19 protein-coding genes and 1 tRNA gene are annotated in these 24,059 nt (G+C 70.1%); 10 read left to right on the forward strand and 10 right to left on the reverse strand.

Features of this window, described 5'->3' with window-relative positions:
- The first annotated feature begins 49 nt into the window (after positions 1-49).
- Entirely contained in the window at positions 50-868 is an 819-nt protein-coding gene (locus F0L68_RS20885; protein WP_149851315.1) for a class I SAM-dependent methyltransferase, read from the forward strand.
- A gap of 21 nt (positions 869-889) precedes the next feature.
- On the opposite strand, the gene F0L68_RS20890 is transcribed toward F0L68_RS20885, so the two are convergent.
- The 3 genes from F0L68_RS20890 to F0L68_RS20900 form a co-directional block, all read right to left on the reverse strand.
- Positions 890-1,126 (reverse strand): hypothetical protein, encoded by a 237-nt coding sequence (locus F0L68_RS20890; RefSeq protein ID WP_149851316.1) that lies wholly within the window; start codon positions 1,124-1,126, stop codon positions 890-892.
- Between the two features lie 254 nt (positions 1,127-1,380).
- Entirely contained in the window at positions 1,381-1,566 is a 186-nt protein-coding gene (locus F0L68_RS20895) for a hypothetical protein (RefSeq protein ID WP_149851317.1), read from the reverse strand.
- Positions 1,567-1,733: 167 nt separating this feature from the next.
- Positions 1,734-1,919, reverse strand: a complete 186-nt coding sequence (locus F0L68_RS20900) for a hypothetical protein (protein WP_149851318.1) — start codon at positions 1,917-1,919, stop codon at positions 1,734-1,736.
- Positions 1,920-2,335: 416 nt separating this feature from the next.
- Here F0L68_RS20900 and F0L68_RS20905 point away from each other — a divergent pair, with 416 nt between their 5' ends.
- Together F0L68_RS20905 and F0L68_RS20910 are read left to right on the forward strand one after the other, a co-directional pair.
- Positions 2,336-3,370: a hypothetical protein gene (locus F0L68_RS20905; RefSeq protein ID WP_149851319.1), complete on the forward strand. Its 1,035-nt coding sequence runs from the start codon at positions 2,336-2,338 to the stop codon at positions 3,368-3,370.
- 315 nt (positions 3,371-3,685) lie between these two features.
- Positions 3,686-4,360 carry an L-2-amino-thiazoline-4-carboxylic acid hydrolase gene (locus F0L68_RS20910; RefSeq protein WP_149851320.1) on the forward strand — a complete coding sequence of 225 codons (675 nt, stop codon included), beginning with the start codon at positions 3,686-3,688 and terminating at the stop codon, positions 4,358-4,360.
- A 121-nt stretch (positions 4,361-4,481) separates the two neighbouring features.
- On the opposite strand, the gene F0L68_RS20920 is transcribed toward F0L68_RS20910, so the two are convergent.
- Together F0L68_RS20920 and F0L68_RS20930 are read right to left on the reverse strand one after the other, a co-directional pair.
- Positions 4,482-5,111 carry a DUF3558 domain-containing protein gene (locus F0L68_RS20920; protein ID WP_223198991.1) on the reverse strand — a complete coding sequence of 210 codons (630 nt, stop codon included), beginning with the start codon at positions 5,109-5,111 and terminating at the stop codon, positions 4,482-4,484.
- Between the two features lie 328 nt (positions 5,112-5,439).
- Positions 5,440-5,511: transfer RNA gene (locus tag F0L68_RS20930), tRNA-Arg, on the reverse strand.
- A gap of 71 nt (positions 5,512-5,582) precedes the next feature.
- Between F0L68_RS20930 and F0L68_RS20935 the strand changes: the two genes are divergently transcribed.
- Positions 5,583-7,268 (forward strand): SDR family oxidoreductase, encoded by a 1,686-nt coding sequence (locus F0L68_RS20935; protein WP_149851324.1) that lies wholly within the window; start codon positions 5,583-5,585, stop codon positions 7,266-7,268.
- A gap of 59 nt (positions 7,269-7,327) precedes the next feature.
- On the opposite strand, the gene F0L68_RS20940 is transcribed toward F0L68_RS20935, so the two are convergent.
- Together F0L68_RS20940 and F0L68_RS20945 are read right to left on the reverse strand one after the other, a co-directional pair.
- Positions 7,328-11,626 carry a GH92 family glycosyl hydrolase gene (locus F0L68_RS20940; protein ID WP_149851325.1) on the reverse strand — a complete coding sequence of 1,433 codons (4,299 nt, stop codon included), beginning with the start codon at positions 11,624-11,626 and terminating at the stop codon, positions 7,328-7,330.
- 208 nt (positions 11,627-11,834) lie between these two features.
- The gene (locus F0L68_RS20945) at positions 11,835-13,274 is read right to left on the reverse strand and encodes an APC family permease (RefSeq protein WP_223198992.1); all 1,440 of its coding nucleotides are present in this window, start codon (positions 13,272-13,274) and stop codon (positions 11,835-11,837) included.
- A gap of 145 nt (positions 13,275-13,419) precedes the next feature.
- Between F0L68_RS20945 and F0L68_RS20950 the strand changes: the two genes are divergently transcribed.
- Positions 13,420-14,583, forward strand: a complete 1,164-nt coding sequence (locus F0L68_RS20950) for an ROK family transcriptional regulator (protein WP_149851326.1) — start codon at positions 13,420-13,422, stop codon at positions 14,581-14,583.
- A 334-nt stretch (positions 14,584-14,917) separates the two neighbouring features.
- Here the strand turns inward: F0L68_RS20950 and F0L68_RS20955 are convergent, their stop codons facing one another.
- The 3 genes from F0L68_RS20955 to F0L68_RS20965 form a co-directional block, all read right to left on the reverse strand.
- Positions 14,918-15,691, reverse strand: coding sequence for an SAM-dependent methyltransferase (locus tag F0L68_RS20955; protein WP_149851327.1), 774 nt, complete (start codon positions 15,689-15,691; stop codon positions 14,918-14,920).
- 62 nt (positions 15,692-15,753) lie between these two features.
- Complete coding sequence (locus F0L68_RS20960) at positions 15,754-16,476, reverse strand: DUF305 domain-containing protein (protein ID WP_149851328.1); 723 nt, start codon at positions 16,474-16,476, stop codon at positions 15,754-15,756.
- 1 nt (position 16,477) lies between these two features.
- Positions 16,478-17,326: a thioredoxin-like domain-containing protein gene (locus F0L68_RS20965; protein ID WP_149851329.1), complete on the reverse strand. Its 849-nt coding sequence runs from the start codon at positions 17,324-17,326 to the stop codon at positions 16,478-16,480.
- Between the two features lie 159 nt (positions 17,327-17,485).
- On the opposite strand from F0L68_RS20965, the gene argS reads away from it, so the two are divergent.
- From argS to thrB, 5 genes are read left to right on the forward strand one after another with little or no spacing between them, the layout of a single operon-like run.
- Positions 17,486-19,153, forward strand: a complete 1,668-nt coding sequence (argS, locus tag F0L68_RS20970) for an arginine--tRNA ligase (RefSeq protein ID WP_149851330.1) — start codon at positions 17,486-17,488, stop codon at positions 19,151-19,153.
- Entirely contained in the window at positions 19,153-20,580 is a 1,428-nt protein-coding gene (gene lysA, locus F0L68_RS20975) for a diaminopimelate decarboxylase (RefSeq protein WP_149851331.1), read from the forward strand. The genes argS and lysA overlap by 1 nt, the downstream gene beginning before the upstream one ends.
- A gap of 2 nt (positions 20,581-20,582) precedes the next feature.
- Positions 20,583-21,893 (forward strand): homoserine dehydrogenase, encoded by a 1,311-nt coding sequence (locus F0L68_RS20980; RefSeq protein ID WP_149851332.1) that lies wholly within the window; start codon positions 20,583-20,585, stop codon positions 21,891-21,893.
- A gap of 5 nt (positions 21,894-21,898) precedes the next feature.
- Entirely contained in the window at positions 21,899-22,975 is a 1,077-nt protein-coding gene (gene thrC / locus F0L68_RS20985) for a threonine synthase (protein ID WP_149851481.1), read from the forward strand.
- Entirely contained in the window at positions 22,972-23,847 is an 876-nt protein-coding gene (gene thrB / locus F0L68_RS20990; protein WP_149851333.1) for a homoserine kinase, read from the forward strand. The genes thrC and thrB overlap by 4 nt, the downstream gene beginning before the upstream one ends.
- Positions 23,848-24,059 lie beyond the last annotated feature (212 nt).

Below are 24,059 nucleotides of genomic sequence, written 5' to 3' on the forward strand. Positions count from 1 at the left end.
GCGATCGTGCGCCGGCCGGGGAACACCGGAGACGGGATTGCTGATCGACATGAGCGACTATGTGGAGATCAACAAGGCCAACTGGAACGAGCGTGCCGGAGTGCACGCGGCGTCCTCGGGCTACGCCTTCGACCGCTTTCTCAGCGACCCGGGGCACCTCAGCAGCGTCGTCCGGTTCGACCGGGAACGCCTCGGCGACCTGACCGGCCTGCGCGGTGTCCATCTCCAGTGCCACATCGGCACCGACACGCTGTCGCTCGCGCGGCTAGGCGCCAGGATGAGCGGTCTCGACTTCTCGTCGGCCGCGTTGGCCGAGGCCCGCCGTCTCGCGACGGGCGCCGATGCGGAGATCGACTATCGCGAGTCCGAGGTCTACGACGCCGTCGACGTGTTCGGCGCAGGGACGTTCGATCTGGTCTACACGGGAATCGGCGCGCTGTGCTGGCTCCCGAGGGTGGACCGGTGGGCCAGGGTCGTCGCGGACCTGCTTCGACCGGGTGGTCGCCTGTTCATCCGCGAGGGGCACCCCATGCTGTGGGCGTTCGATGAGGAGGCCGAGGCGCTCACGGTCAGGTACCCGTACTTCGAGCACGCGGAGCCGCTGGTGTTCGACGAGCCGGAGACCTACATCGAAACCGACGCGAAAATCACCAACAGCATCACCCATTCCTGGAACCACAGCCTCGGTGAGATCGTGACCGCGTTGCTCGACGCCGGACTGCGGCTCACCCACTTCGTCGAGCACGACAGCGTGCCGTGGCAGGCACTGCCGGGGCATATGACCGTCGACGACGAGGGCGAGTGGCGGCTCAGTGTCGCGCCGGAGCGCCTCGCGGCGACCTACACGATCCAGGCCGTGAAGGCGTAGCGGCCGGCGCCGGGCCGGGTCTCATTCGGTGGTGCGCCAGGAGATCGGCGGCACGTTGTACTTGGCTGCGAGCCTGGCCACGACGGCGTCGGAGTTCTGGATACCGGCTTCGACGAGGGCCCGAACGATCTCCTGCATGGGCACCTGCCCGTGCAGATCGAGCCCCGCCTGGATAGCCGTGATCTGGAGTCGGTTGGCCGAGTCGATGGGCATGACCTTGCTGCCGTCGACGATTGCCTGAACGGGATCCTCTGACATGGCAACGAGATTAGGCGCAGAACGAGGTGCAACTGGTGTCACTAGAGAGTGAGAATTGAGCGCTGGCAAGGGAATAACGTTTGAGCGAGCGAATATTGACGGTCGAGCGCGAGTTCGTCGGTCCTCGTCGGTCGAGGATGCGGCCGGACCTCGGCTCGGTGCCAGGAACACCGAGCCGAGTGGCGACATCGCCCGCGTCGCTTTCGGGCGGGCGGTATCCCCCGTCCGGCCATGATCGGCTGTGGTGGTTGTCCTCAAGGTGCTATCCGGTTCACGTGATCCATCGGCAGCCAGACGATCGGCCCATGGGGTTCGAAGCGAATGCCCACCGTGTCGTCGTAGACCCGGTGGACCGTGCCGCCGCCGCCAATGAAGTCGCCGTCGATCACGTGCACCTCGTCGCCGATGACGATCGGCCTGTCCTCTCGATCCTTGGTCATGCCACCGAAGGTAGAACCGTTGTGGCTCAAGCAAACCGTTCTTCACCCCATCCGGTCATGCAGGTCGGCGGATTCTCACCTTCCGCGGTCGTCGCAGGGCATTGCGTCTTGGACGCTGTGGCTGCCCCTGTCGGAGTGTCATATCCCAGGCGGCCGGCGGAGCGGGGTCACGACCCCACTCGTTTCAGGTCGACCGCCGGGAGCCACACGACTGGTCCGCCAGGGTCGAAGCGGACGCCAATGGTCCTGCCGGCGAGCCGGTGGACTTTGGCGCGGTTGCCCGCGAAGTCGCCGTCGATCACGTCCACCAGTTCGCCGACCTCGAGCGGACTCTCTTCTTGATCCTTGGTCACGGGCCGACCGTAGAACCGTTGTGGCTCAACCGAACTGTTGTTCACCCCATCCGGTCACGACAGTCTGCTGGATTCGCACCGGCCGCGGATTCCGTTGGTATGGAGGCGCGATCCGGTGCCTCGGGAAAGATCTGCCTGTCGAAACGTCGTGTGCATCGGCAAGTGGGCCACGTGGGTCACTTGCAGATGCTCACGGAAGGTCTGGGCTGACGAAGGAAACGAAGTAACGAAGGAATCAGGCCGCTCGTGCCAGAGTGATCACGGCGCCAGTGCCTCGAGGGTTGTGTTGCCGCGTCGGCCGCCTCGAACGACGTGTCCGCCCGCTGAGACGATTTTCTGGGGACTGATCGGGAACCGGCCGAACCGCCGCGACATCAGATCGGGCGACCACCAGCGTGGACTGCCCCGGAGCCGTGATGAGACGCACCCTCGCAACACTGATCGCCCTGTCCGCGCTGCTGGTCGCCGGGTGCTCCGGCTCAACCACGCCCGGCCACGTCCTCCCCGCCGCGCAGGCAACTCCCCTGCGGGCCGCCCTGGCGCGGATCGCGGCCACCGACGACACCAGGACCTCGGTGGCCTACGACCACACCTCGACGCTGGTGCGGCTCGCCGGCAAGGACTGGTCGATCGGCGCCGGCGGGTTCGCCTCGCTACGTGGCGCGGGCGCCGGCGCGATCGCCCAGTACGGGTCGATCCTGCAGGACAAGGCGAACATCCGGCTGTTCGACGCGGACTTCGCGATCTCGGCTGGCAAGCCGCCCAAGCAGCTTGTGCTGGTGGCCGGCGGACAGAACGACCAGGCCAGGCAGGGCCTCAGCCAGTTGGGCTGGCAGGAGGACAACGGTGTGCTGCGAGCTCCCGGTCTGGACAAACTGAGCGAGGACCTCGGCGCACTGGAGTTCTCCCTGGCGCAGGCCAGGGTGAGCGGCTCCGACCTCGTGTACGGAGGGATGGGCAGCAAGCTGGACGACGCCTCGCCGTCCGGGCCGACCCTTGCCGACGATCCCACGATCGGCGGGCTCGCCGACTGCCTCGGCGATGTGGTGGCCGCAGCCATCGATACCCCGGTGTTGCACGGCAAGCTGCACCCCACCGCGATCGCGGTCGGCGTGCGCGCCCCGGGGAACAACAGCGACACCCCGCACATCCTGCTCTGCGCGTCCTGGCCGGACGCCGACGCGGCCAACCAGTACACGACCCTGCTGCGGAAGGCCCTGGACAGCGCGAGTTCGGCGGTCACCAACCAGCCGTGGCGGGACCGGCTGTCCGGCGTGACCGTGCACGACCCGACCGGCGACCGCCACATCGTGGGCTGGGATGCCGATACCCCGAACGGCCGGGCGACCACCGTGCTACAGATGATGATGAACCTGGACCTGCCTGCGTTTCCGTGCGAGGGCAAGGCGATGCCACCGGCGGTGCGCGCCAAGCTCTCGGACTACTGCTGACAGCCTTGGCGCGTTGCCATGAGGTGAGACACCAGCCGCCCAGCGGTTCGTGACCGAGGGGCCGTCTGCGCGAGCGTCACTCGATTGACCGAAGCAAAGCGTCGTAGGCGGTGCGGGAGAAGGACAACATCGGGCCGTCGACATTCTTCGAGCGATCGGTCGATGGACCAGTCACGCTCGGACGGAATCCTTCGCCGCGTTGACCTTCCGACCGCCGTCGTGCGAGCCTGGGGCGGACAACATCAAACAAGGTCGTCAGCGCCAGGTTGGTCGGTGGAGCGCGCTGACGTACTGGCATGTCTCGAAAGGAACCTGATGACCACCGACCCCTACGGCCTCGCCGAGGGCGAGTACGTTCCCGATCCCGACCGCGACACCGCCGCGATCGTCGACGGCTTCTTCGAACACATCGCCGGCACACTGCGCGAACACGCGCTGCCGAACCACCTCGTCGCCGAGATGCGCGCACGGCTCGCGAACCTGGAAGCCGCAAACGCGCACCTGATCGTCGACGAGCCCGCGCACCACAACCTCCGGATGACCCTCGCGCTGGTCGCCGCCTACGAGTTGTTGCTGCCGCACCTCGACCGCGCGGCGGTCCTCGACGCGGTGCGCAGCGGTTTCGTGGAGTCGCTCGGCGACACCGTGTACGAGGCCACCCGGCTGATGCTGGACTCCGCCCCGGACCCGTTCGCGGCCATGGTGGCGATCTCGAAGTCCCGCGAGGAGCACGCGTTCGGCGCGGGTTTCACCTTCCATCGTCCGGTCGACGACGATCGACGTTACGACGTGGACGTGCATCGCTGCTTCTACCACGACGTGCTCGTGGCGAACTCCGCCGCCGAGTTGACGCCGGCGATGTGCGCCTTTGACGGCAACTGGATCGAGGCGATCGACCCGGACCGGCACGGGTTCCGGTTCGACCGCGTCACCACGATCGGACTGGGCGGCACGCACTGCCCGTTCCACTTCCGCCGCACCGGGAACTAGCCACGTGATCGACTGCTGAGTCGTGCTGGCGGCGGCGTCGGGGCGGCTCCGCTCCGACGCCGCGTCGCACGGTGCCTGCTGGCGCGGGAACGCCTTGCCACCGCAGGCAAATCCGATCCGGCTAGGCGCGGGGCAGCCGCTGGAGGGCGATCTTCGCCAGCGACTCCGCGGCCGGGCACACGTCAGCCGGCCGGCCCTTGATCTTCAGGCTCAGCACGAGAATCGGATCGTCGGGCTTCGAGCTGTCGCCGTTCTCGCTGATGGGCTTGCGGATGGCGACTCTAAGCATGCACAGCCCTTCCACAGAGTGGCGCAGTGCCGAGTGGCCATCGACCATCCCCCGTTCGGTCCCCGACCACGCGACGGTGTTCTCAACGGACGCGAGCAGCAGGCTGTCCGGCGTGCCCTCCGCGTCGACACCAGGTCCGATACTCCAGCCGCACTTCCCTTCCTTTCCGGGGACGCTGGTGGCCGGCCCGGCGTCGGCGGCCTTGGCGACCTCCTCTGGCGTGAGGAGCCCGCACAGATCGCCGGGGGCGGCACGCCTCGGCGTCGCCGCGACGACGTCGCTCGGCAGGGCGAACGCCGTCATGGAGACCCACGTCGACGACGGCGAGGCCGACGTGCCGGCCTGGGGAGTTGAACTCGAACAACCGGCAAGGATCGACAGGGCCGTCACGACGATGGTCAGCGGCGCGAGCAGGCTACGGCAGCGGGTCACAGGACCGGACGTTAGCGACGAGTCGATCACTCGACGACACGAACGGGCGGAGATCGTGCGTTCGCCGGATCCGCATTCCGACAGTCAGCCCAGCAGCCCCTGCGGGCACTCGATTGCGGATGTCAGGTGGGGCCGGCGACGAGGGTGCGGGCGAGGAGGTCGTGCCGCCGCTTGGATGCGGGGTCGATGCCGGCGTACACGCGGACTCGGAGCGCCCCGCTGGGCAGCTCGTCGATTGTTCCGCGCTCTCGCGTGAGCTTGCCTGGAGATCTGGCCGTCGACCAAAAAATAAAGGGCCTTGCGTCACGACTGGTGTCATGAAACAAGGCCCTTGCAGAGGAGAAGCCTCTGATTTGTGTGCCCCCGGCAGGATTCGAACCTGCGCTCCCGCCTCCGGAGGGCGGTGCTCTATCCCCTGAGCTACGGGGGCCCATCGCTTGCGCGACGGATGAAGCTTAGCGCATTCCCAGGAGTGCTCCGCACCGCCTACCGTCATGGGGCATGAAACCGGCACGAACGAGTTCCGTTGAGTCTGGTGGTGTGCGGCTCGCGGTGTACGAGGAGGGGGACTCCTCGGCGCCTACTGTGCTGCTCGTCCACGGGTACCCCGACAACTCCTCGGTCTGGCGCGACGTGGCCGCCGAGCTGCGAAATCGCTTCCATGTGGTGCGCTACGACGTGCGCGGCACCGGGGAGTCCGGGCAGCCCGACGGGCGGGAGGGGTACCGGCTCGACCAGCTTGCCGCCGACCTTGCCGCGGTGGCCAGGGCGGTCTCGCCGGACGCTCCGGTCCACCTGGTCGGGCACGACTGGGGCTCGGTGCAGACCTGGCACGCTGTGACGGATCCCACATACGCCTCGCTGTTCGCGTCGTTCACCTCGATCTCCGGGTCCTGTCTCGACCACGTGGGCTCCTGGATGCGGGGACGGCGGCTCCGACCACAGGTGCTGCGGCAGCTCGCGCACTCCTGGTACATCGGGGCCTTTCACCTGCCGGTGCTGCCCGAGCTGGTCTGGCGCGCGCGGCCGTTGCTGGCCCGGTTTCACGCCAACTACCGCGACGCCCGCAACGGGCTCGAGCTCTATCGCGCGAACATGCTGACCGCGACCGGACACCCGGGGGAGCGGCGGGCATCCCTGCCGGTGCAGCAGCTCGCGCTCACCGGGGATCCGTTCGTCACCGGCACGCACCTGACGATGGCCGACCGGTGGTGCGACCGGCTCTGGCGGCGTGAGCTGCACACCGGGCACTGGGCGCCGCGCAGCCATCCCGGGGCGGTGGCCCGGCTGGTGACCGAGTTCGTGGACCATCTCGCCGGTGCACCCGCCTCGCGCGGGCTGGCCAGGGCGCGGGTCGGTGCGCCGCAACACCCGTTCGAGCGGCAGCTCGTGCTGGTCACCGGCGCCGCCAGCGGCATCGGGCGCGCTACGGCGCTGGCCTTCGCATCCGAGGGGGCGGACGTGCTCGCGGTCGACCTGGATCTGGCCGGGGCCCGGCGCACGGCCGAGGAGGCCGCCAGCAGGGGCGGCACGGCGGCGGCCTACGCGCTCGACGTCGCCGACGGCCCGGCGACCGAGGAGCTGGCGGCCAGGGTCCTCGTCGAGCACGGGACCCCCGACATCGTGATGGCCAACGCCGGGATCGCGGTGACCGGGCCGTTCCTGGCCACCTCGGAGGAGGACTGGCGGCGCGTGGTCGACGTGAACCTGTGGGGCGTGGTGCACACGCTGCGCGCGTTCGCGCCGCACCTGGTCGATCGCGCGGAGGGCGGTCACCTTGTCGTCACCGCCTCGATGGCCGGGTACTTCCCGATGCCGTCGCTGCCCGCCTACGCCACCACCAAGGCCGCGGTGCTGATGCTCGCGCAGTGCCTTTCGGCGGAGTTGGCCGGCGCCGGTGTCGGGGTGAGCGCGATCTGTCCCGGCGTGGTGCACACCAACATCACGCGGACGGCTCGGTTCGCCGGCTCGACGCCGGAACAGGAGCGGGCGGGGCGGGAGGCGACCACGACGCTGTACCGGCGGCGCGGCTACGGGCCGGAGCGGGTGGCCAGGGCCGTGCTGCGAGCGGTCGCGGACAAGCGGTTGGTCGTGCCGGTCACCCCGGAGTCCCGACTCGCCTCGATCGGCAACCGCGTCTCGCCTCGGCTGGTTCGGCTCGCGGCGCGGGCGGCGGGGCGCTGGTGAGACGGCCGCGGGCCGCACCCCGGATGGGATGCGGCCCGCGGCTGTGCTGGGTCAGTGCGTCAGAGTCCTTGGCACTGGCCCGTTGCCGGGCCCCGCACGGTGTTCGGCAGGCCGTTGTTCACCGGCTGCTGCGCGTTGCCCGTGCAGGCGAGCGGACCGTCGATGGCGCTGGCGGCCACGATGCTCGCGGCGGGCACGGCGTTGTTCACCAGGCTCACCGGCCCGCTGATCCGCGCGTTCTCGATGCTCACCTCGCCGGTCGCCCCGGTGACGGTCACCGGGCCGTCTACCTTGGTGCCGAGCAGCACCACCGTGCCGGCCCCGGTGGCCGACACCGGACCGTGCACGGACCCGCCGACGGCGTAGAGCGACGCGCCGGCGTCGACCACGATCGGCCCGTTGACGGTCGCGTTGTCCAGGCACACCACGCCGCTGGACACGCGCAGCGGACCGTTGTGCTGGCCCGTGATCGTGCTGGTGCAGCTTGGGTTGGGTTTGGCTAGCAGCTCCAGTTCGGCGAGGGACGTCGTTGCCTCACCGGTGTTCGCGGTGACCTCGAGGCGGTAGTAGGCGTACCGGCCCGGCTTGTCGACCTTGAACGCCCTGGTCTGCTGCCGTGACGCGAACACCTCGCCCGACCGCTGGTCGATCACCGACCAGGTCTTGCCGTCGTAGGAACCCTTGAGCGCCCAGGACTTCGGGTCGCCTGCGCCCTTGCCCGAGGTCAGCGTGTAGAAGCCGACCTTCTCCTTGGCGCCACTCGGCTGGTACTGCACCCACGGCGTCGCGCCGGCGAAGTCGACCTGCGTCTGCGAGCTGTTGTCGAACAGCGCGGTCACGTCGGTCGGACCGGTCGCGGTGCCCTTGCCGGCCCCGGTGATGTCCCGCTGCGGCTGCGCGATCCCGGTGCCCTGGGTGATCGACGGCGGCGCGTCGTCCGCCGCGGTGCCCCACCTCGACGGGTTGGGGCCCATGTCGAAGTCCAGCACGCCGCCCTTGGCCAGCACGTCGTGCGGCAGGTAGGTCTTGTCGTAGGTCTGCCCGTTGACCTTCAGCCCCTGCACATACACGTTGCGCTGGTTGTTCTTCGGGGCATTGATCACCAGGTCCTTGCCGTTCTCCAGGTGCACGGTGGCCTTGGTGAACAGCGGCGAGCCGACGGCGTAGTTCCCGCTACCCATCTGCAACGGGTAGAAGCCGAGCGAGCTGAAGATCTGCCACGCGGACATCTCGCCGTTGTCCTCGTCGCCCGGGTAGCCCTGGCCGATCTCGCTGCCGAGGTAGAGGCGGGATAGGGCCTCGCGGACCTTCTCCTGCGTCTTCCACGGCTGGCCCGCGTAGTCGTACATGTACGCGATGTGGTGCGAGGGCTGGTTGCTGTGCCCGTACTGGCCCATCCGGACGTCGCGGGCCTCGATCATCTCGTGGATCGTGGTGCCGTAGGAGCCCGGGTACAGCGCGGTTTCCTGGGTACCGAAGAACTCGTCGAGCTTCTTGCCGAGCTTGTCCTTGCCGCCGTAGAGGTTCGCCAGCCCCTGGCCGTCCTGGGGCACGGAGAACGCCATGTTCCACGCGTCGGTCTCGGTGTAGTCGTTGCCCCACACCCTCGGGTCGAACTGCTGCGGGCTCTGTCGCCACGCGCCGTCGGGTGTCCTGCCCTGGAAGAAGCCCACGTTCTTGTCGAACATGTTTACGTAGTTCTGCGCCCGGTTGAGGAAGTACTCGGCGTTGTCCTGATACTCCTTGCGGCGCGGGTCGCCCGGCTTGCTCCGCTCGTACAACGCCTTCGCCAGGTTCGCGATGCCGAAGTCGTTGACGTAGCCCTCCATCGCCCACGACATGCCCTCGCCGGTCGCGGTCGAGGTGTAGCCGAGGAACAGTGAGGTGTCCAGGCCCTTGCGGCCCACGCTCTGGTTCGGCGGGGTGACCGTGGCGTTCTTGATGGCCGCGTCGTAGGCGGCCTGCACGTCGAAGTTGCCGACGCCCTTGACGTAGGCGTCCGCGAAGGCGACGTCCGAGCTGGTGCCGGTCATCAGGTTCGCGTAGCCGGGCGAGGACCAGCGCGACACCCAGCCGCCGTCCTTGTACTGCTGCACGAACCCGTCGATCATCTCGCCGGCCTTGCTCGGGGTGAGCAGCGAGTAGGCCGGCCAGGTGGTGCGGTAGGTGTCCCAGAAACCGTTGTTGACGTACACCTTTCCGTCGACGATCTTCGCGCCGGTCTGCGTCGGGGTGTTCGCCCCGGTCGGCGCGGACACCGGGCTGGCGTAGCGGTAGGTCGGAGCGGCGGCGGTGCCGGTGTTCTCGAAGCCCGAGTTGGGGTACAGGAACAGCCGGTAGAGGTTGGAGTACAGGGTGACCAGCTGGTCCTCGCTGGCGCCCTGCACCTCGATCACCCGCAGGGCCGCGTCCCAGGCCTGCTGGGCGCGGGCGCGGACCGAGTCGAACGTGTCGGTCGGCGCGATCTCCTGCGCCAGGTTCTTCTTCGCCTGCTCGACGCCGATCAGCGAGGTGGCGATCCGCATCGTGACGACCTTGTTGGCCGAGGTGTCGAACTGGAAGTACCCGGTGACGTTGTCGCGGCCTCCGCCGGTCAGCGTGCCGGCCGCCTTGACCGGGCTGTCGACGGTGGCGTAGACGAACAGCCTGGTTGAGCCGTTGACCGGCTGGCCCTTGTCGAGCGTATCGAAGTAGCCGGTGGCGACGCCGGTGGCCGGGTCGAGGGTGAGCCCGCCGTTGTTGTTGACGTTGTCGAACACGAGGCTCGAGCTGTCGCCGGTGAAGGTGAACCGGAACACCGCCGCGTGGTCGGTCGGGGTGATCTCGGTGCGCATGCCGTTCTCGAACCGCACGCCGTAGTAGTCGGGTTGCGCGGTCTCGTTGTCGTGCCGGAACGGCAGCGCCCGCGCGCCCCGGTCGGTGGTGGGCGTGCCGCCGGTCGGCATCACCTGGAAGGTCTGCCTGTCGTTCATCCACGGGCTGGGTTCGTGGCTGGCGGTGAACGACTGGAGCGTCGGCAGGTTGTCCGCGTTGTTGGCCTTGGCGTACTCGTACAGCCAGCTGTTGGAGGACGCGTTGGTCATCGGCGACCAGAAGTTGAAGCCGTGCGGCAGCGCGGTGGCCGGGAAGTTGTTGCCGCGCGAGAAGCTGCTGCTGGAGTTGGTGCCCCTGGTGGTGGACACGTACTCGGTCAGGTGCTGGCGGTTCGCCGCGGCAGGGGTTCCGGTCACCTTGATGTCGTCCACCCAGCCGCCGAAGGTGGCCGGGCCGTTGGGGTTGTCGTAGGCGAGCAGGATCCGCTTGATCGTCTTGCCGGCGGCGACCGCGCCGATGGTGGCGGTGAGGTGGTTCCACTGGTTGGTGTACAACGACTTCGACGCGCCCTGGCCCTGCGGCGACAGCTCGAACCCGTGCTGGTCGCGCGCGCCGAGCTGGCTGAGGTAGGTGCCGTCGTCGAAGGCGAGGTCCACCGCCGCGTAGGTGCTGGGGTAGCTCAGGTCACCCTGCACGAACTCGGGGAAGATCAGGTAGGACAGCTGGGTGTCCTTGGTGACGGCGAGGTTGACGTCGAAGACCTTGTTGTAGGAGTAGCCGTGTCCCTTGGCGTAGTGCGTGCCGAGGTAGCGGAACGCCCGCACGCCGGTGAAGCCGACGTTGGACTTGGTGTTGTAGCCGCCGGTCGGGCCCTTGTCCGTGAACGTCCGCATGTTCGGGGCGGGCGGGATGACCGCGTTGGTGATCAGGTGCACGTCGGCCAGTTGCAGGATGGGGCCGCCGTTGTTGAGCGTGATGTCCAGCCGGTAGTACAGGTACGCCGTGGTGTTGGGCACCTCGTACTTCTTGGTCTGCTGCCGGCTGTCGAAGGTCTGGCCGGTCTGGGTGTCCAGCGTCGTCCAGTTCTGGCCGTCCGCCGAACCCTTGATGGTCCAGTTCTTCGGGTCGCGCTCGGGGGCGTCGTTGGCGGAGGACAGCGCGTAGCGCGCGATCGCGACCGGCTCGGACAGCTTGAACTGCGCCCAGCCGGTGTTCGCGAACACCAGCCACTTCGTGTTGACGTTGCCGTCGACGAGGTTCTCCTTGACCTCGCCGCCGGGGGTGTTCTCGGCGCTGGCCGTCACCTGGACAACCTTGTCGGTGACGTCGCCGGGGATGCTCACGGCGTCGTTGCCGTTGACCCCGGACGCCTTTGGCTGCCCGCTCGGGTCGGTCTCCACGGTGTCGGTCCAGGTCGGCGCGGGGTCGCCGGCCTCGAAGGAGGAGGAGAAGTCCGTGGCCGCGCCTCCCTGCTGTCCCGGTGCTGCCAGTGCGTTCGAGTAGCCGCCGAGGCTCAGCGCCGCGACGACCGCGCCGACAAGCATGGTCCGTGTTGTTCTGGCCCGCATCCGCCCCATCGCGTCGCGCCCTTTCGTTCGGTGTCCGCAGTGACCCGCGCGACAGCGAAACCGGGCGGTGACATCGTTGTCAAGATTCGTGATCGGTCTTGTCCTGCGACGTGTCCGGTAATTGCGGCGAACAGGGCCGTGGACCCTCCGCCGCGCGCGGAGGGTCCACGGGGTCGGGGCAGGGTCAGGCCGCGGTCGCGGTGAGGTACTGCTCCCTGATCTCCTTGGGGCCGAACGGCCAGGTCCGCTCGACCTTCGCCCAGACCAGGTAGGCGGCGATGCCGACGACCATCCAGGCCAACGACAGCAGCACCGGTTTGAGGCCCGCCGAGTAGTAGATGAACAGCCAGCCGGCGAGCGCCACGATGGCGGGCACCGGGTAGAGCCACATCCGGTACGGCCGGTTCAGCCCGGGTTGCCTGCGCCGCAACACGATCAGCGCGAACACCTGGGCCACCGACTGCACGATGACGAACACCGCGGTGAGCATGTTGATCACGTCGCTGAGGGTGAACAGCGAGCCGATCGCGGTGATCACGCCCATCACGATCAGCCCGACGTGCGGGAAGTGCAGCCGTGGGTGGAGCTTGCCGAACCACGGCAGGAACAGCTTGTCCCGCGCGGCCTCGAAGGGCACTCGCGAGCCGCCGAGCAGCCCGGCGAACACCGAGCCGAACGCGGTCACGATGACCAGCACGGTGATGATCTTGGCGGCCACCACGCCCCAGCTGCGCTCCAGTACCAGCGAGGCGATCGACGTCGACTTGGTGACCTCCTCCCAAGGCACCGCGCCGAGCACGCCGACCTGGAGCAGGAAGTACAGCGCCATGATGCCGACGATCGAGTAGACGATCGACCTCGGCAGCACCCTGCCGGGGTCGCGGATCTCCGCGCCGAGGTAGGCGGTGGTGTTGTAGCCGAGGTAGTCGTAGATGGCGATGACCAGGCCGGCGCCGAGCCCGGCCCAGAACGCCCCGCCGAAGGGGTGGAACGCGCCGGGGGTGAAGGCGAAGGCCAGGCTCGGGTGGAAGTGCGTGTAGGCGGCGATGATCACCGCGATCACCGAGCAGAGCATGACCCCGAACAGCACCGAGGTCAGCTTGCTGATCTGGCCGATCTTGCGGTAGAGCAGCACGACGGTCAGGGCGACGACGGCGATGCCGATCACGTGGCCGATCAGCGTGGTGTTGCCATTGGCGTCCACGACCCCTGGCACCAGGTAGCCGAGGTAGGTGACGAGCCCGATCACACCGGTGGACATGATCAGCGGGATGAACAGCAGGGCCGTCCAGGCGAACAGGAACGGCATCAGGCGTCCGGTGCGGTACTGGAACGCCTCGCGCAGGTAGACGTAGGTGCCGCCGGCGCCCGGCATCGCCGCGCCGAGCTCGGCCCAGACCAGCCCGTCGGCCAGCGCGATGATCGCGCCGATCAGCCAGCCGAACATCGCCTGCGGGCCGCCCATGGTGGCGACCATCGTCGGGATGGTGACGAACGGGCCGATGCCACACATCTGGGTCATGTTGATGGCGGTCGCGGACTTGGGGCCGACGCTGCGCTCGAAGCCGCTACTTGGCGGGGATCCGGTGTGGGCCTGGGACGCGGGATTCGTGTTGGGGGTCACGGCCGTACCTCCTGGGTCAATTAGGAAAGTTTCCTAACATAAGTGGGGCGGCAGCAGAAGGTCTGAGACGTAAACTTGCGTCGACTCGTGACGGAGGCAAGCGGTGGCGGTGCGGAAAACCCCGCAGGTGGGGACCCCGGCGGGGATGCGCGAGCTGAATCAGCGTGCGGTGTTGGACCTGCTCAGGCGGGTCGGCATGGCCACACGCCCCCAGGTCGCCAAGGACACCGGCCTGTCCAAGCCGACGGTCGGGCAGGCGCTGCTCGACCTGGAGCAGCACGGACTGGTCCGTCCGGTCGGTCGGACCACGACCGGGCCGGGCCGCTCGGCGGTGGTCTACGAGGCGAACCCCTCGGCGGGGCACGTGCTCGGCGTGGACATCGGCCGGGAGCGGATCAGGGTCGCGGTCGCCGACCTGGCCGGCGCGGTGGTGGCCAGGGTGGACGAGCGCAACCGGTGCCGGTCGGCCAGCTCGCTGGTGCGGACCGTGCGCGACCTCGCGGAGCTGACCGTGCGCGACGCCGGGCTCGAACTGTCCGACGTGGTGAGCAAGGTCGTCGGCAGCCCCGGCGTGCCGGACCCGCGCAGCCGGGGCCTGCACCACGCGCCGAACCTGCCTGGCTGGGGCCGGGCGGGGCTGCTCGACGAGCTGGAGGCCGTGCTGGGGCCGGGCCTGGTGGTGGAGAACGACGCGAACCTCGCGGCGGTCGGCGAGCACACCTACGGCGTCGCGCGCGGGGCCGACGTGTTCGTCTGCGTCACCGTCGGCACGGGCATCGGCATGGGCATCGTCGTGGACGGCCAGCTGTTCCGCGGCGCGCACGGCGCGGCGGGCGAGATCGGCTACCTGCCCTACGGCGAGCCGGGCGCCGAGCAGGCGCCGCCGTCGCGCGGGCTGCTGGAGACGGCGGCCGCGGCGAACTCGGTGGTCGAGATGGCCGCCGCGCGCGGCCTGCACCAGGTCCGGTCGGCCAGGGAGGTGTTCGGGCTGGCCAGGGAGGGCGACGAGCGGGCGCTGGCCGCCGTCGCCGAGGAGGCCACCAGGCTGGCCTTCGTGGTCGCCTCCGTCGCCGCGGTGATCGACCCGTCGATGGTGGTGCTCGGCGGCGGTGTCGGCAGCAACACCGACCTGCTGCACGAGCCGCTGGAGCTGGCGCTGCGCCGCACGACGCCGCTGGTGCCCTCGGTGGTGGCCGGGGAGCTCGGCGACGGCGCGGTGCTCAGCGGGGCCATCGCGATCGGCCTGCGGTCAGCGCACGAACTGGTGTTCAGCCAGCGTGGCAACGCTCACGAGTCGATTACTCTCTGAGAGTGATGTGCGGCCATTCGCCAACGAACTCACTCGTTTGGCCTAGATACGAATGCTGTTTCGTGGCTTAGCGTTACTTCTGCCTCCCCCTGGAGGCTGTTGTGTCCTTCCGTTACCGGGAAGCTGGAGAGGGTCGGGGATGGTGCCCGTCCTCTCGGCAGCACGGGACAGGTAACCGCGCCCGCACCACACCTGTCCCGTGCACCGGGTGACGGTCGGCAGTGACGGTGAGTCAGTCGGCCAGTCACCCGGCGGTGACGGTCGGCGGTGCCAGCCAGCAGTGTCAGTCGGCAGTGACGGCCGGCCAGTCAGCCGGCGGTGTCAGCCAGCAGGGTCAGCCGGTCGGCTCCTGCGCTCGGACGGCCGAGGCCAGTACGGCGTGACTCGGGCCGGACCCGGGAACCCGCCTGCCGTAGCGCTCGGACAGCCCGACCGTGTCGTGCGCGACACCGTGCCAGCCGTGCCGGGCCAGCCACCCCACCGGCTCCTCGGTCAGCGTCGACCGCCACACGCCCCTGGTGTTGCGCAGGCTGTGCGCCAGCGCCAGCCGGCTGCCCATCGGCGAGACGCCCCGCAGCGCGCCGATCAGCCGCTCCACCTCGTCGCCGGTCAGGTACACCAGGATGCCCTCGGCCAGCCACGCGATCGGCTCGTCGACGCGCAGCCCGGCCGCGACCAGCGCGGCCGGCCAGTCCTCCCGCAGGTCGGCGACCACGGTCCGCCGGTCACACCTCGGCGGACGCCCGGCCAGCACCCGCTCCTTGAAGGCCAGCACGTCGGGCAGATCCAGCTCGAACACCGTCGTGCCGTCCGGCCAGGCCAGCCGCAGCGCCCGCGTGTCGAGGCCGGCCGCGAGCAGCACGACCTGCCGGCAGCCGGCCTCGGCCGCCTCGAGCAGCTGGTCGTCGAAGAACCTGGTGCGGATCGACACGTGATGGGCCAGCCCGACCCATTTCGGTTCGAGCGCCACCGTGCCACCGATGGCCGCGACGAAGTCGGCGGCGAAGGGATCCTCGAACAGCCGGTCGGCGCGCTCGCTCTCCAGCGCCCGGAACCCGGCGACGGCCAGCGCGGTCGCGCCGACCCCGGTTGGTGCGTCTGCCGTCACGGTGCGCAGTCTGGCAGGCGCGATCCGTTCCGCTCCACGGGTTTTCGCGGCGGCGCGGAGCGTCAGGCAGGCGGCGGCAGCGGCTGCGCGCCGCGCTCGACGAGCATGTTCGTCATCGTCAGGATCTCGCTGCTCTGCGACTTGAGCATGTTCTCCGCCAGAGTCCGCACCACGGACACGCCCGCGTGCTCGGCCGCGTACCTGGCCATCGGGCCGCCGCCCTCGTGGTGCCGGATCATCAGCTGGAGGAAGTAGACGTCGAAGTCCTTGCCGGACAACGACCGCAGCTTCGCCAGCTCGTCCTGGCTGGCGATGCCCGGCATGGTGGTCACGCCCGTCGACCCGGTCGACGCGCCGCCGTGCGCGTGCCCTGCGGCGCCGGCCATCCACGCCATGTGGGTGGTGCCCGGCGACTGCTCGGGCTGGCTCCACAGGCTCAGCCAGCCCTTCATCCTGCCGACCTGCTCCAGCTGCGAGCTCTCCACGTCGAACGCGATCTGCCGCAGCGCGGGGTCGGTGCTCTTCTGTAGCGCGATGTTGGACATCTCGACGGCCTGCCGGTGGTGGGTGGCCATGTCCTGGCAGAAGCCGACGTCGACCGAGTCGGCCGAGGGGGACGCGGTGTCGCCGGAACCGGGCAGCTGGATCAGCAGGCCAACGGCCGCGCCGAGCAGGAGGATCGCGAGCACTGCGGCGGACGCGACCAGCGCCTTCGCCCACGGGGCAGGCCGCCCGCCGGTCGAACCGGCGGACGGCTGCTCCTCGTCGACGTCGATCTCGGGCACGTCAGCCGCTCGGGGTGCCCGACGCGGGAGCGGACGGCTGGCCGGTGGGCGCCTGCTGCTGGGGCGCCGCGCCGGGCTGTTCGCTGGTGGCCGCCGTGCCGCCGTCCATCGGGACCGCGTCCGCGCCGGGCTTGTCGGCCACGAACGGCGGCGGGTTGTCCTGGTCGAACTGGCCGGGGCCGCCCGCGTCGCAGGACGCGCCGATCTCCGGGTAGGTGTACTGGTTCTGCCGCAGCGACTTCACGAACTCGTCGATCCGCTCGTCAGTCGCGCTGTCCAGCTTGAGCTGGTGGCCCCACGACTGGAGCGAGACGGCCTTGTCCAGGCCGGGGTACGGCGACATCATCATGTACGGCTGGCCGCTGACCTTCTTCGACAGCGAGTCCAGGTCGGCGCCCTTGACCTTGTCCGGGTTGTAGGCGACCCAGACCGCGCCGTGCTCCAGCCCGTGCACCATGTTCTCGGTGCGCACGGCCTTGGGGTAGACCACGCCGTTGCAGCCGGGCCAGAAGCCGTCGTGCGGGCCGCCGAAGGGCGGGCTCTGGTCATAGGCCACCCGCTGGGTCGGCTGCACGTGCTTGCCGGCCGGGTAGTCCTTCTTGACGACCCCGCTGATCTGGCTGGACGGGTCCTTGTTGGAGTCCGAGGGCACCCACTTCGCCAGCGCGGCCTCGCGCGCGTTCTTCGCCGAGATCTGCGAGTAGGCGTAGCCGAACACGCCTCCTGCCAGCGCGAGCACGGCGATCACCGCGACGATCGTGCCCCACGGCTTCGGCTTGTTCGCCACCACCGATGAGCGCGCCGCCGCGACGCTGCTGCGCGTGGCCTTTGTCTTCTTGCCGCTGGTCATGTCCGCCTCAGACCTCGTCTTCGTCACCCATGCCGGACGACTGCCGTCGGCTAGTGTAGGGACTGGGTGTCTGGTGCATGTCAACTCGTTCGTGTCTCACCCACCGGGACCGGCCAACCCGGTCGGGAGCTGCGCATACGCTTGCCTAGACTTCTCCGGGTGACTCCCGCCGCGCTCGCTGACCTGGTTCGTGCCACGGCCCTGGACGTGCTGTCCAGCCGTGGGCTGGACACCTCCGTCCTGCCCGAGACAGTGACCATCGAGCGTCCGCGCAACCCCGAACACGGCGACTACGCCACCAACCTCGCCCTCCAGCTCGGCAAGAAGCTGGCCGTGTCACCCCGCGACCTGGCCGGCTGGCTGGCCGAGGCGCTGACCGGCCAGGACGCGCTGACCTCCGTCGACGTGGCCGGCCCCGGCTTCCTCAACCTGCGGCTGGCCGCCGACGCCCAGGGCGCGATCGTGCGCGAGGTGCTGGCCGGCGGCGCCGACTACGGCACCGGCGACCTGCTCGCCGGCCGGCGGATCAACCTGGAGTTCGTCTCGGCGAACCCGACCGGCCCCATCCACCTCGGCGGCACCAGGTGGGCGGCCGTCGGCGACGCGCTCGGCCGGATCCTGACCGCGGAAGGGGCCAGCGTCACCCGCGAGTACTACTTCAACGACGCCGGCGCGCAGATCGACCGGTTCGTGCGGTCCATGATCGCCGCGGCCAAGGGCGAGCCAGCCCCCGAGGACGGCTACGCGGGCGCCTACATCAACGACATCGCCGACGCGGTGCTCGCCAGCGAGCCCGGTGCGCTCGGGCTGCCCGACGCGGAGCGGGCCGAGGTCTTCAGGACGATCGGCGTCGGGCTGATGTTCGAGGAGATCAAGAAGAGCCTGCACGAGTTCGGCACCGACTTCGACGTCTACTTCCACGAGAACTCGCTGCACGAGTCCGGCGCGGTCACCAAGGCCGTCGAGGCGCTCAAGGAGTCCGGGAACCTGTACCTGGAGGACGGCGCCTGGTGGCTGCGGTCCACCGAGTACGGCGACGACAAGGACCGGGTGGTCATCAAGACCGACGGCAACCCCGCCTACATCGCCGGTGACATCGCCTACTTCCAGGACAAGCGGTCGCGCGGGTTCGACCTGTGCATCTACATGCTCGGCGCGGACCACCACGGCTACATCGGCAGGCTCAAGGCCGCCGCGGCCGCGTTCGGCGACGACCCGGACACCGTCGAGGTGCTGATCGGCCAGATGGTGAACCTGGTCGCCGACGGCAAGCCGGTGAAGATGAGCAAGCGCGCCGGCACGGTGATCACGCTGGAGGACCTGGTCGAGGCCGTCGGCGTCGACGCGGCAAGGTACTCGCTGATCCGGTCCTCGGTCGACTCCTCCCTGGACATCGACCTCGACCTGCTTCGCAAGCACAGCAACGACAATCCCGTGTTCTACGTGCAGTACGCGCACGCCAGGGTGTCCAGCGTGCTGCGCAACGCCGCCGACCTGGGCATCGAGCTCGGCGAGCTGGCCGACTTCGACGCGACGCTGCTCACGCTGCCCAAGGAGGGCGACGTGATCCGCACCCTCGGCGAGTTCGCGCGGGTGGTGGCCTCGGCCGCCGAGCTGCGCGAGCCGCACCGGGTGGCCCGCTACCTCGAGGAGCTGGCCGGCGCGGTCCACAGGTACTACGACGAGAAGGGGGCCAAGGTGCTGCCCAAGGGCGACGAGGAGACATCGCCGCTGGCGGTACCGAGGCTCCGGCTCTACCAGGCCATGAAGCAGACGCTGGTCAACGGCCTTCGGCTGCTCGGCGTGAGCGCCCCGGAGCAGATGTGATGCGCGCGCACCCGGCAGGACCACGGCACGCCGACGTCATCGTTGCAGGCAACACAGCGGGATCGCGTCCGTCCACCACGGACCAGCTCGACGCGCTGCACCCGGATGTGTGGCCGCGCAACGCATCCCGGGGCGACGACGGTGTGGTGCGGCTCGCCGGGGTGGACGTGCGCGAGCTGGCCGAGCGGTACGGCACGCCCCTGTTCGTCATGGACGAGGCGGACTTCCGCGCGCGCTGCGCCGAGCACGCCAGGGCGTTCGGCGACCCGACGCTGGTGCACTACGCGTCCAAGGCGTTCCTCAGCGTCGAGGTCGCGCGCTGGGTCGCGCAGGAGGGGCTGAGCCTGGACGTGTGCAGCGGCGGCGAACTCGCCGTTGCGCTGCGCGCGGACTTCCCGCCGGAGCGGATCGCCCTGCACGGCAACAACAAGTCCGTCGCCGAGCTGGCCGCCGCCGTCGAGGCCGGTGTCGGCGCCGTGGTGGTCGACTCGTACTTCGAGATCGCCAGGCTGGACCAGATCGCCAGGGACCGCGGCGTGGTGCAGCCGGTGATGATCCGCGTGACGGTCGGCGTCGAGGCGCACACCCACGAGTTCATCGCGACCGCGCACGAGGACCAGAAGTTCGGCTTCTCGCTGTCCTCGGGGGACGCCGCGGAGGCCGCCGGCCGCGTCATCAAGGCCGAGGGGCTGAGCCTGGTCGGGCTGCACAGCCACATCGGCTCGCAGATCTTCGACGCCAACGGTTTCGAGGTGGCCGCCCGCAGGGTGATCGAGCTTGTCGCGCAGCTGCGCGACAAGCACGGCCCCGAGCTGCTGGACACACTGTCCACTGTGGACCTCGGCGGCGGACTCGGCATCGCCTACACGCCGGACGACGACCCGCCGCCGCCCGCGTTCCTCGCCGAGCAGCTGCGCACCATCGTGTCCAAGGAGTGCGAGCACAACGACCTGCCCATGCCGAAGATCGCGGTCGAGCCCGGCCGCGCCATCGTCGGGCCGGGCACCGTCACGCTCTACGAGGTCGGCACCATCAAGGACGTCGAGCTGGACGCCGGCCTGAGCCGCCGCTACGTCAGCGTCGACGGCGGGATGAGCGACAACATCCGCACCGCGCTGTACGACGCCGTCTACGACTGCCGCCTGGTGTCCCGCGCCGCCGAGCACGACTCGGCCGCCGTGCTGTGCCGCGTGGTCGGCAAGCACTGCGAGGCGGGCGACGTCGTGGTCAGGGACTGCTGGCTGCCGGCGGACCTGGCGCCGGGCGACCTGATCGCGGTCGCCGCCACCGGCGCGTACTGCTACGTCATGGCCAGCGGCTACAACCGGCTGCCGCGACCCGCCGTCGTGGCGGTCACCGACGGAACGTCCCGGCCGCTGCTGCGCCGGGAGACCGAGGACGACCTGTTGCGCCTGGAGGTTTCCTGAGCATGGCGGACAAACCCATCCGAGTCGCGCTGCTTGGCTGCGGCACCGTCGGCACCGAGGTGACCAGGCTCCTGCGCGACCAGGCCGCCGACCTGACCGCGCGGATCGGCGCGCCGATGGAGATCACCGGCATCGCCGTGCGCCGCCCCAACAAGCACCGGGACGTGCCGGCCGAGCTGCTGACCACCGACGCGGCCGCGCTGGTCGCCTCCGACGACGTCGACGTCGTCGTCGAGGTGATCGGCGGCATCGAGCCAGCCCGCACCCTGCTGCTCGACGCGCTGCGCGCCGGCAAGTCCGTGGTGACCGCGAACAAGGCGCTGCTCGCGGAGAGCGCGGGCGAGCTGTTCGCCGCCGCCGACGCTTCCGGGGCGGACCTGTACTTCGAGGCCGCGGTGGCAGGCGCGATCCCGCTGCTGCGGCCGCTGCGCGAGTCGCTTGCCGGCGACCGGATCACCCGCGTGATGGGGATCGTCAACGGCACCACCAACTACATCCTCTCCGCGATGGACAACACCGGGTCGGGCTACGGCGAGACGCTGGAGGAGGCGAGCAGGCTCGGGTACGCCGAGGCCGACCCGACCGCCGACGTCGACGGGTTCGACGCGGCGTCGAAGGCGGCGATCCTCGCGTCGCTCGCCTTCCACACCAGGGTCACCGCCGCCGACGTGCACCGCGAGGGCATCGCCTCGGTCGCCTCCGCCGACATCGCGGCGGCGCGGGCGCTCGGCCGCACCGTGAAGCTGCTGGCCATCTGCGAGCGCGTCACCGACACCGACGAGTCCGGCGAGACCACCGAGTCCGTCGCCGTGCGGGTGCATCCCGCGATGATCCCGCGCAGCCACCCGCTCGCCGGGGTCGGCGGCGCGTACAACGCGGTGTTCGTCGAGGCCGACGCGGCCGGCAGCCTGATGTTCTACGGCCAGGGGGCCGGGGGAGCGCCGACCGCGAGCGCGGTGCTCGGCGACCTCGTCGCGGTGGGCAGGAACATGGTGCAGGGCGGCAGGGGGCCGCGCGAGTCGGCCTACGCCGCGCTGCCGGTCCGCCCGATGGGCCAGACGCCGACCAGGTACCACATCAGCCTCGACGTCGCCGACCGCGCGGGCGTGTTGTCGCAGGTCGCGGCCGTGTTCGCGGAGCACGACGTGAGCATCGCCGTGGTCCGCCAGGAGGGCAGGACCGACGACGCCAGCCTGGTGATCGTCACGCACGCCGCGTCCGAGGCCGCGCTACGGTCCACAGTGGACATGGTCGCCGGCCTGCCGGTCGTGCGCGAGGTCGTCAGCGTGATGCGGGTGGAGGGCACGGAGTGAACGAGATTGTGACCGACTCGACCCTGCGGCCGGGCTGGCCGGGCATCCTGCACGCCTACGGCGACCGAATCCCGGTGCCCGACGGCGCGACCGTGGTCACCCTGCACGAGGGCGGCACCCCGCTGGTCGAGTCGGCGCACCTGTCCGAGCTGACCGGCTGCCGGGTGCTGCTCAAGGTCGAGGGCGCGAACCCCACCGGCTCGTTCAAGGACAGGGGCATGACCGTCGCGATGACGTACGCCCTGGCCAGCGGCGTGCGCGCGGTGATCTGCGCCTCGACCGGCAACACCTCGGCCTCGGCGGCCGCCTACGCCGCCCGCGCCGGCCTGACCTCGGCCGTGCTGGTGCCCAGCGGCAAGATCGCGCTCGGCAAGCTCGCCCAGGCCGTCGCGCACGGCGCGCGGATCCTCCAGATCGACGGCAACTTCGACGACTGCCTCGAACTGGCCCGCAAGACCTCGGCCGAGTACCCGGTGACGCTGGTGAACTCGGTCAACCCGGTGCGGCTGCTCGGCCAGAAGACCGCCGCGTGGGAGATCTGCGACGTGCTCGGCCGCGCGCCCGACATCCACTGCCTGCCGGTCGGCAACGCCGGCAACATCACCGCGTACTGGCAGGGCTACTCCGACTACGCCGCCGACGGCGTGGTCGAGGGCACGCCGAGGATGTTCGGCTTCCAGGCGGCCGGGGCAGCGCCGCTGGTCACCGGCGAGCCGGTGAGTCACCCCGAGACGATCGCCACCGCGATCAGGGTCGGCAGCCCGGCGTCCTGGACCGGCGCGGTCACCGCGCGGGACGAGTCGGGCGGCCTGTTCGAGGCCGTCACGGACGAGCAGATCCTCGACGCCTACCGGTTGCTTGCTCGCCGGGAGGGCATCTTCGTAGAGCCAGCCTCGGCGACCAGCGTCGCGGGCCTGCTGGCGACCTCGGAGGACGGCCGACTGCCAAGGGGTTCCGTGGTGGTCTGCACGGTCACCGGCCACGGCCTGAAGGATCCGGACACCGCGCTGATCGGCATGTCCGAGGTCGAGCCGCTGCCGGTGAGCCCCGGCGCGGTGGCGCACGCGCTGGAACTCACATGAGTGGTGTTCGGGTCACGGTTCCGGCGTCCTCGGCGAACCTCGGCTCTGGGTTCGACGCGCTCGGTGTCGCCCTCGGCCTGCACGATGTCGTTGAGGTGTTCGTCACACCCGGTGGGCTGACCGTCGAGGTGACCGGCGAGGGCGCGGGCCAGGTGCCGACCGACGAGAGCCATCTGGTGGTACGGGCGTTGCGCGCCGCCTGCGCGGCGACCGGGACGCGGCCGCCCGGCCTGCTGCTGCGCTGCCACAACGTGATCCCGCACTCGCGGGGCCTCGGCTCGTCCGCGGCCGCCGTGGTGGCCGGCGTGGCGGCCGGGTTTGCGCTGGCGGGACAGGAGTTGGACGAGCGGGCGCTGCGGTTGGCTGCCGGGTTCGAGGGGCACGCGGACAACGCGGCGGCGAGCCTGTTCGGCGGGGTCGTGGTGGCGTGGTCCGAGGACGACGGGTTCCGGGCCGTGCGGCTCGACCCGCATCCCGGGATCTGGCCGGTCGCGCTCGTGCCGGCGCAGGAGTCGGCGACCAGCACGACGCGCGGGCTGCTGCCTGCGACCGTGCCGCACGCCGACGCCGCCTTCGCGGCAGGCCGCTCCGCGCTGGCCGTGCACGCCTTCACCACTCGCCCTGACCTGCTGTTGGCCGCCACGGACGACCGGCTGCACCAGTCCTACCGGGAACCCGCCTGGCCCGCGACCATCCGGGTGATTCGCGAGCTGCGGGCGGCCGGGGTGCCGGCGGCGGTGTCCGGGGCCGGCCCGACCGTGCTCGCCCTGCCGGCCGACGGGACGCTGCCGGACGGCGTCGACCTGACCGGTTTCGCGGTGCGGCCGCTGCCGGTGGACCTGGTCGGCGTCCGGACAGAGCCGATCGGCTGAGCGGCGACTGCCCTGTTCGCCGGACCTGCCCTGTCCGGAGCGTCCTCGCATGTCCGCCAGCTGGAACAAAGTCGAGGTCGCCGCTGTTGAATTGAGACACGACGCGCCACCCCGGTTGTTGCACCCGGCCTGGCGTGCGTCTACCCTCGGGGGCGATCAGTCACCGCGCGCACGGGCGCCGGTGCCGTTCCCGGACATTCGTTCCGGGTCGC

Origin of the sequence: Solihabitans fulvus (assembly GCF_008386585.1) — a bacterium.
Lineage (GTDB): Bacteria > Actinomycetota > Actinomycetes > Mycobacteriales > Pseudonocardiaceae > Solihabitans > Solihabitans fulvus.

Excerpts from the sequence above, each read along its gene's own strand:
- F0L68_RS20980 (WP_149851332.1), top strand. The coding sequence starts at position 20,583 with ATGGCGGACAAACCCATCCGAGTCGCGCTGCTTGGCTGCGGCACCGTC.
- lysA (WP_149851331.1), top strand. The coding sequence starts at position 19,153 with ATGCGCGCGCACCCGGCAGGACCACGGCACGCCGACGTCATCGTTGCA.
- F0L68_RS20950 (WP_149851326.1), top strand. The coding sequence starts at position 13,420 with ATGCGCGAGCTGAATCAGCGTGCGGTGTTGGACCTGCTCAGGCGGGTC.
- F0L68_RS20940 (WP_149851325.1), bottom strand. The coding sequence starts at position 11,626 with ATGCTTGTCGGCGCGGTCGTCGCGGCGCTGAGCCTCGGCGGCTACTCG.
- F0L68_RS20895 (WP_149851317.1), bottom strand. The coding sequence starts at position 1,566 with ATGACCAAGGATCGAGAGGACAGGCCGATCGTCATCGGCGACGAGGTG.
- F0L68_RS20935 (WP_149851324.1), top strand. The coding sequence starts at position 5,583 with ATGAAACCGGCACGAACGAGTTCCGTTGAGTCTGGTGGTGTGCGGCTC.
- F0L68_RS20905 (WP_149851319.1), top strand. The coding sequence starts at position 2,336 with ATGAGACGCACCCTCGCAACACTGATCGCCCTGTCCGCGCTGCTGGTC.
- F0L68_RS20910 (WP_149851320.1), top strand. The coding sequence starts at position 3,686 with ATGACCACCGACCCCTACGGCCTCGCCGAGGGCGAGTACGTTCCCGAT.
- thrB (WP_149851333.1), top strand. The coding sequence starts at position 22,972 with ATGAGTGGTGTTCGGGTCACGGTTCCGGCGTCCTCGGCGAACCTCGGC.
- F0L68_RS20965 (WP_149851329.1), bottom strand. The coding sequence starts at position 17,326 with ATGACCAGCGGCAAGAAGACAAAGGCCACGCGCAGCAGCGTCGCGGCG.
- F0L68_RS20885 (WP_149851315.1), top strand. The coding sequence starts at position 50 with ATGAGCGACTATGTGGAGATCAACAAGGCCAACTGGAACGAGCGTGCC.
- F0L68_RS20890 (WP_149851316.1), bottom strand. The coding sequence starts at position 1,126 with ATGTCAGAGGATCCCGTTCAGGCAATCGTCGACGGCAGCAAGGTCATG.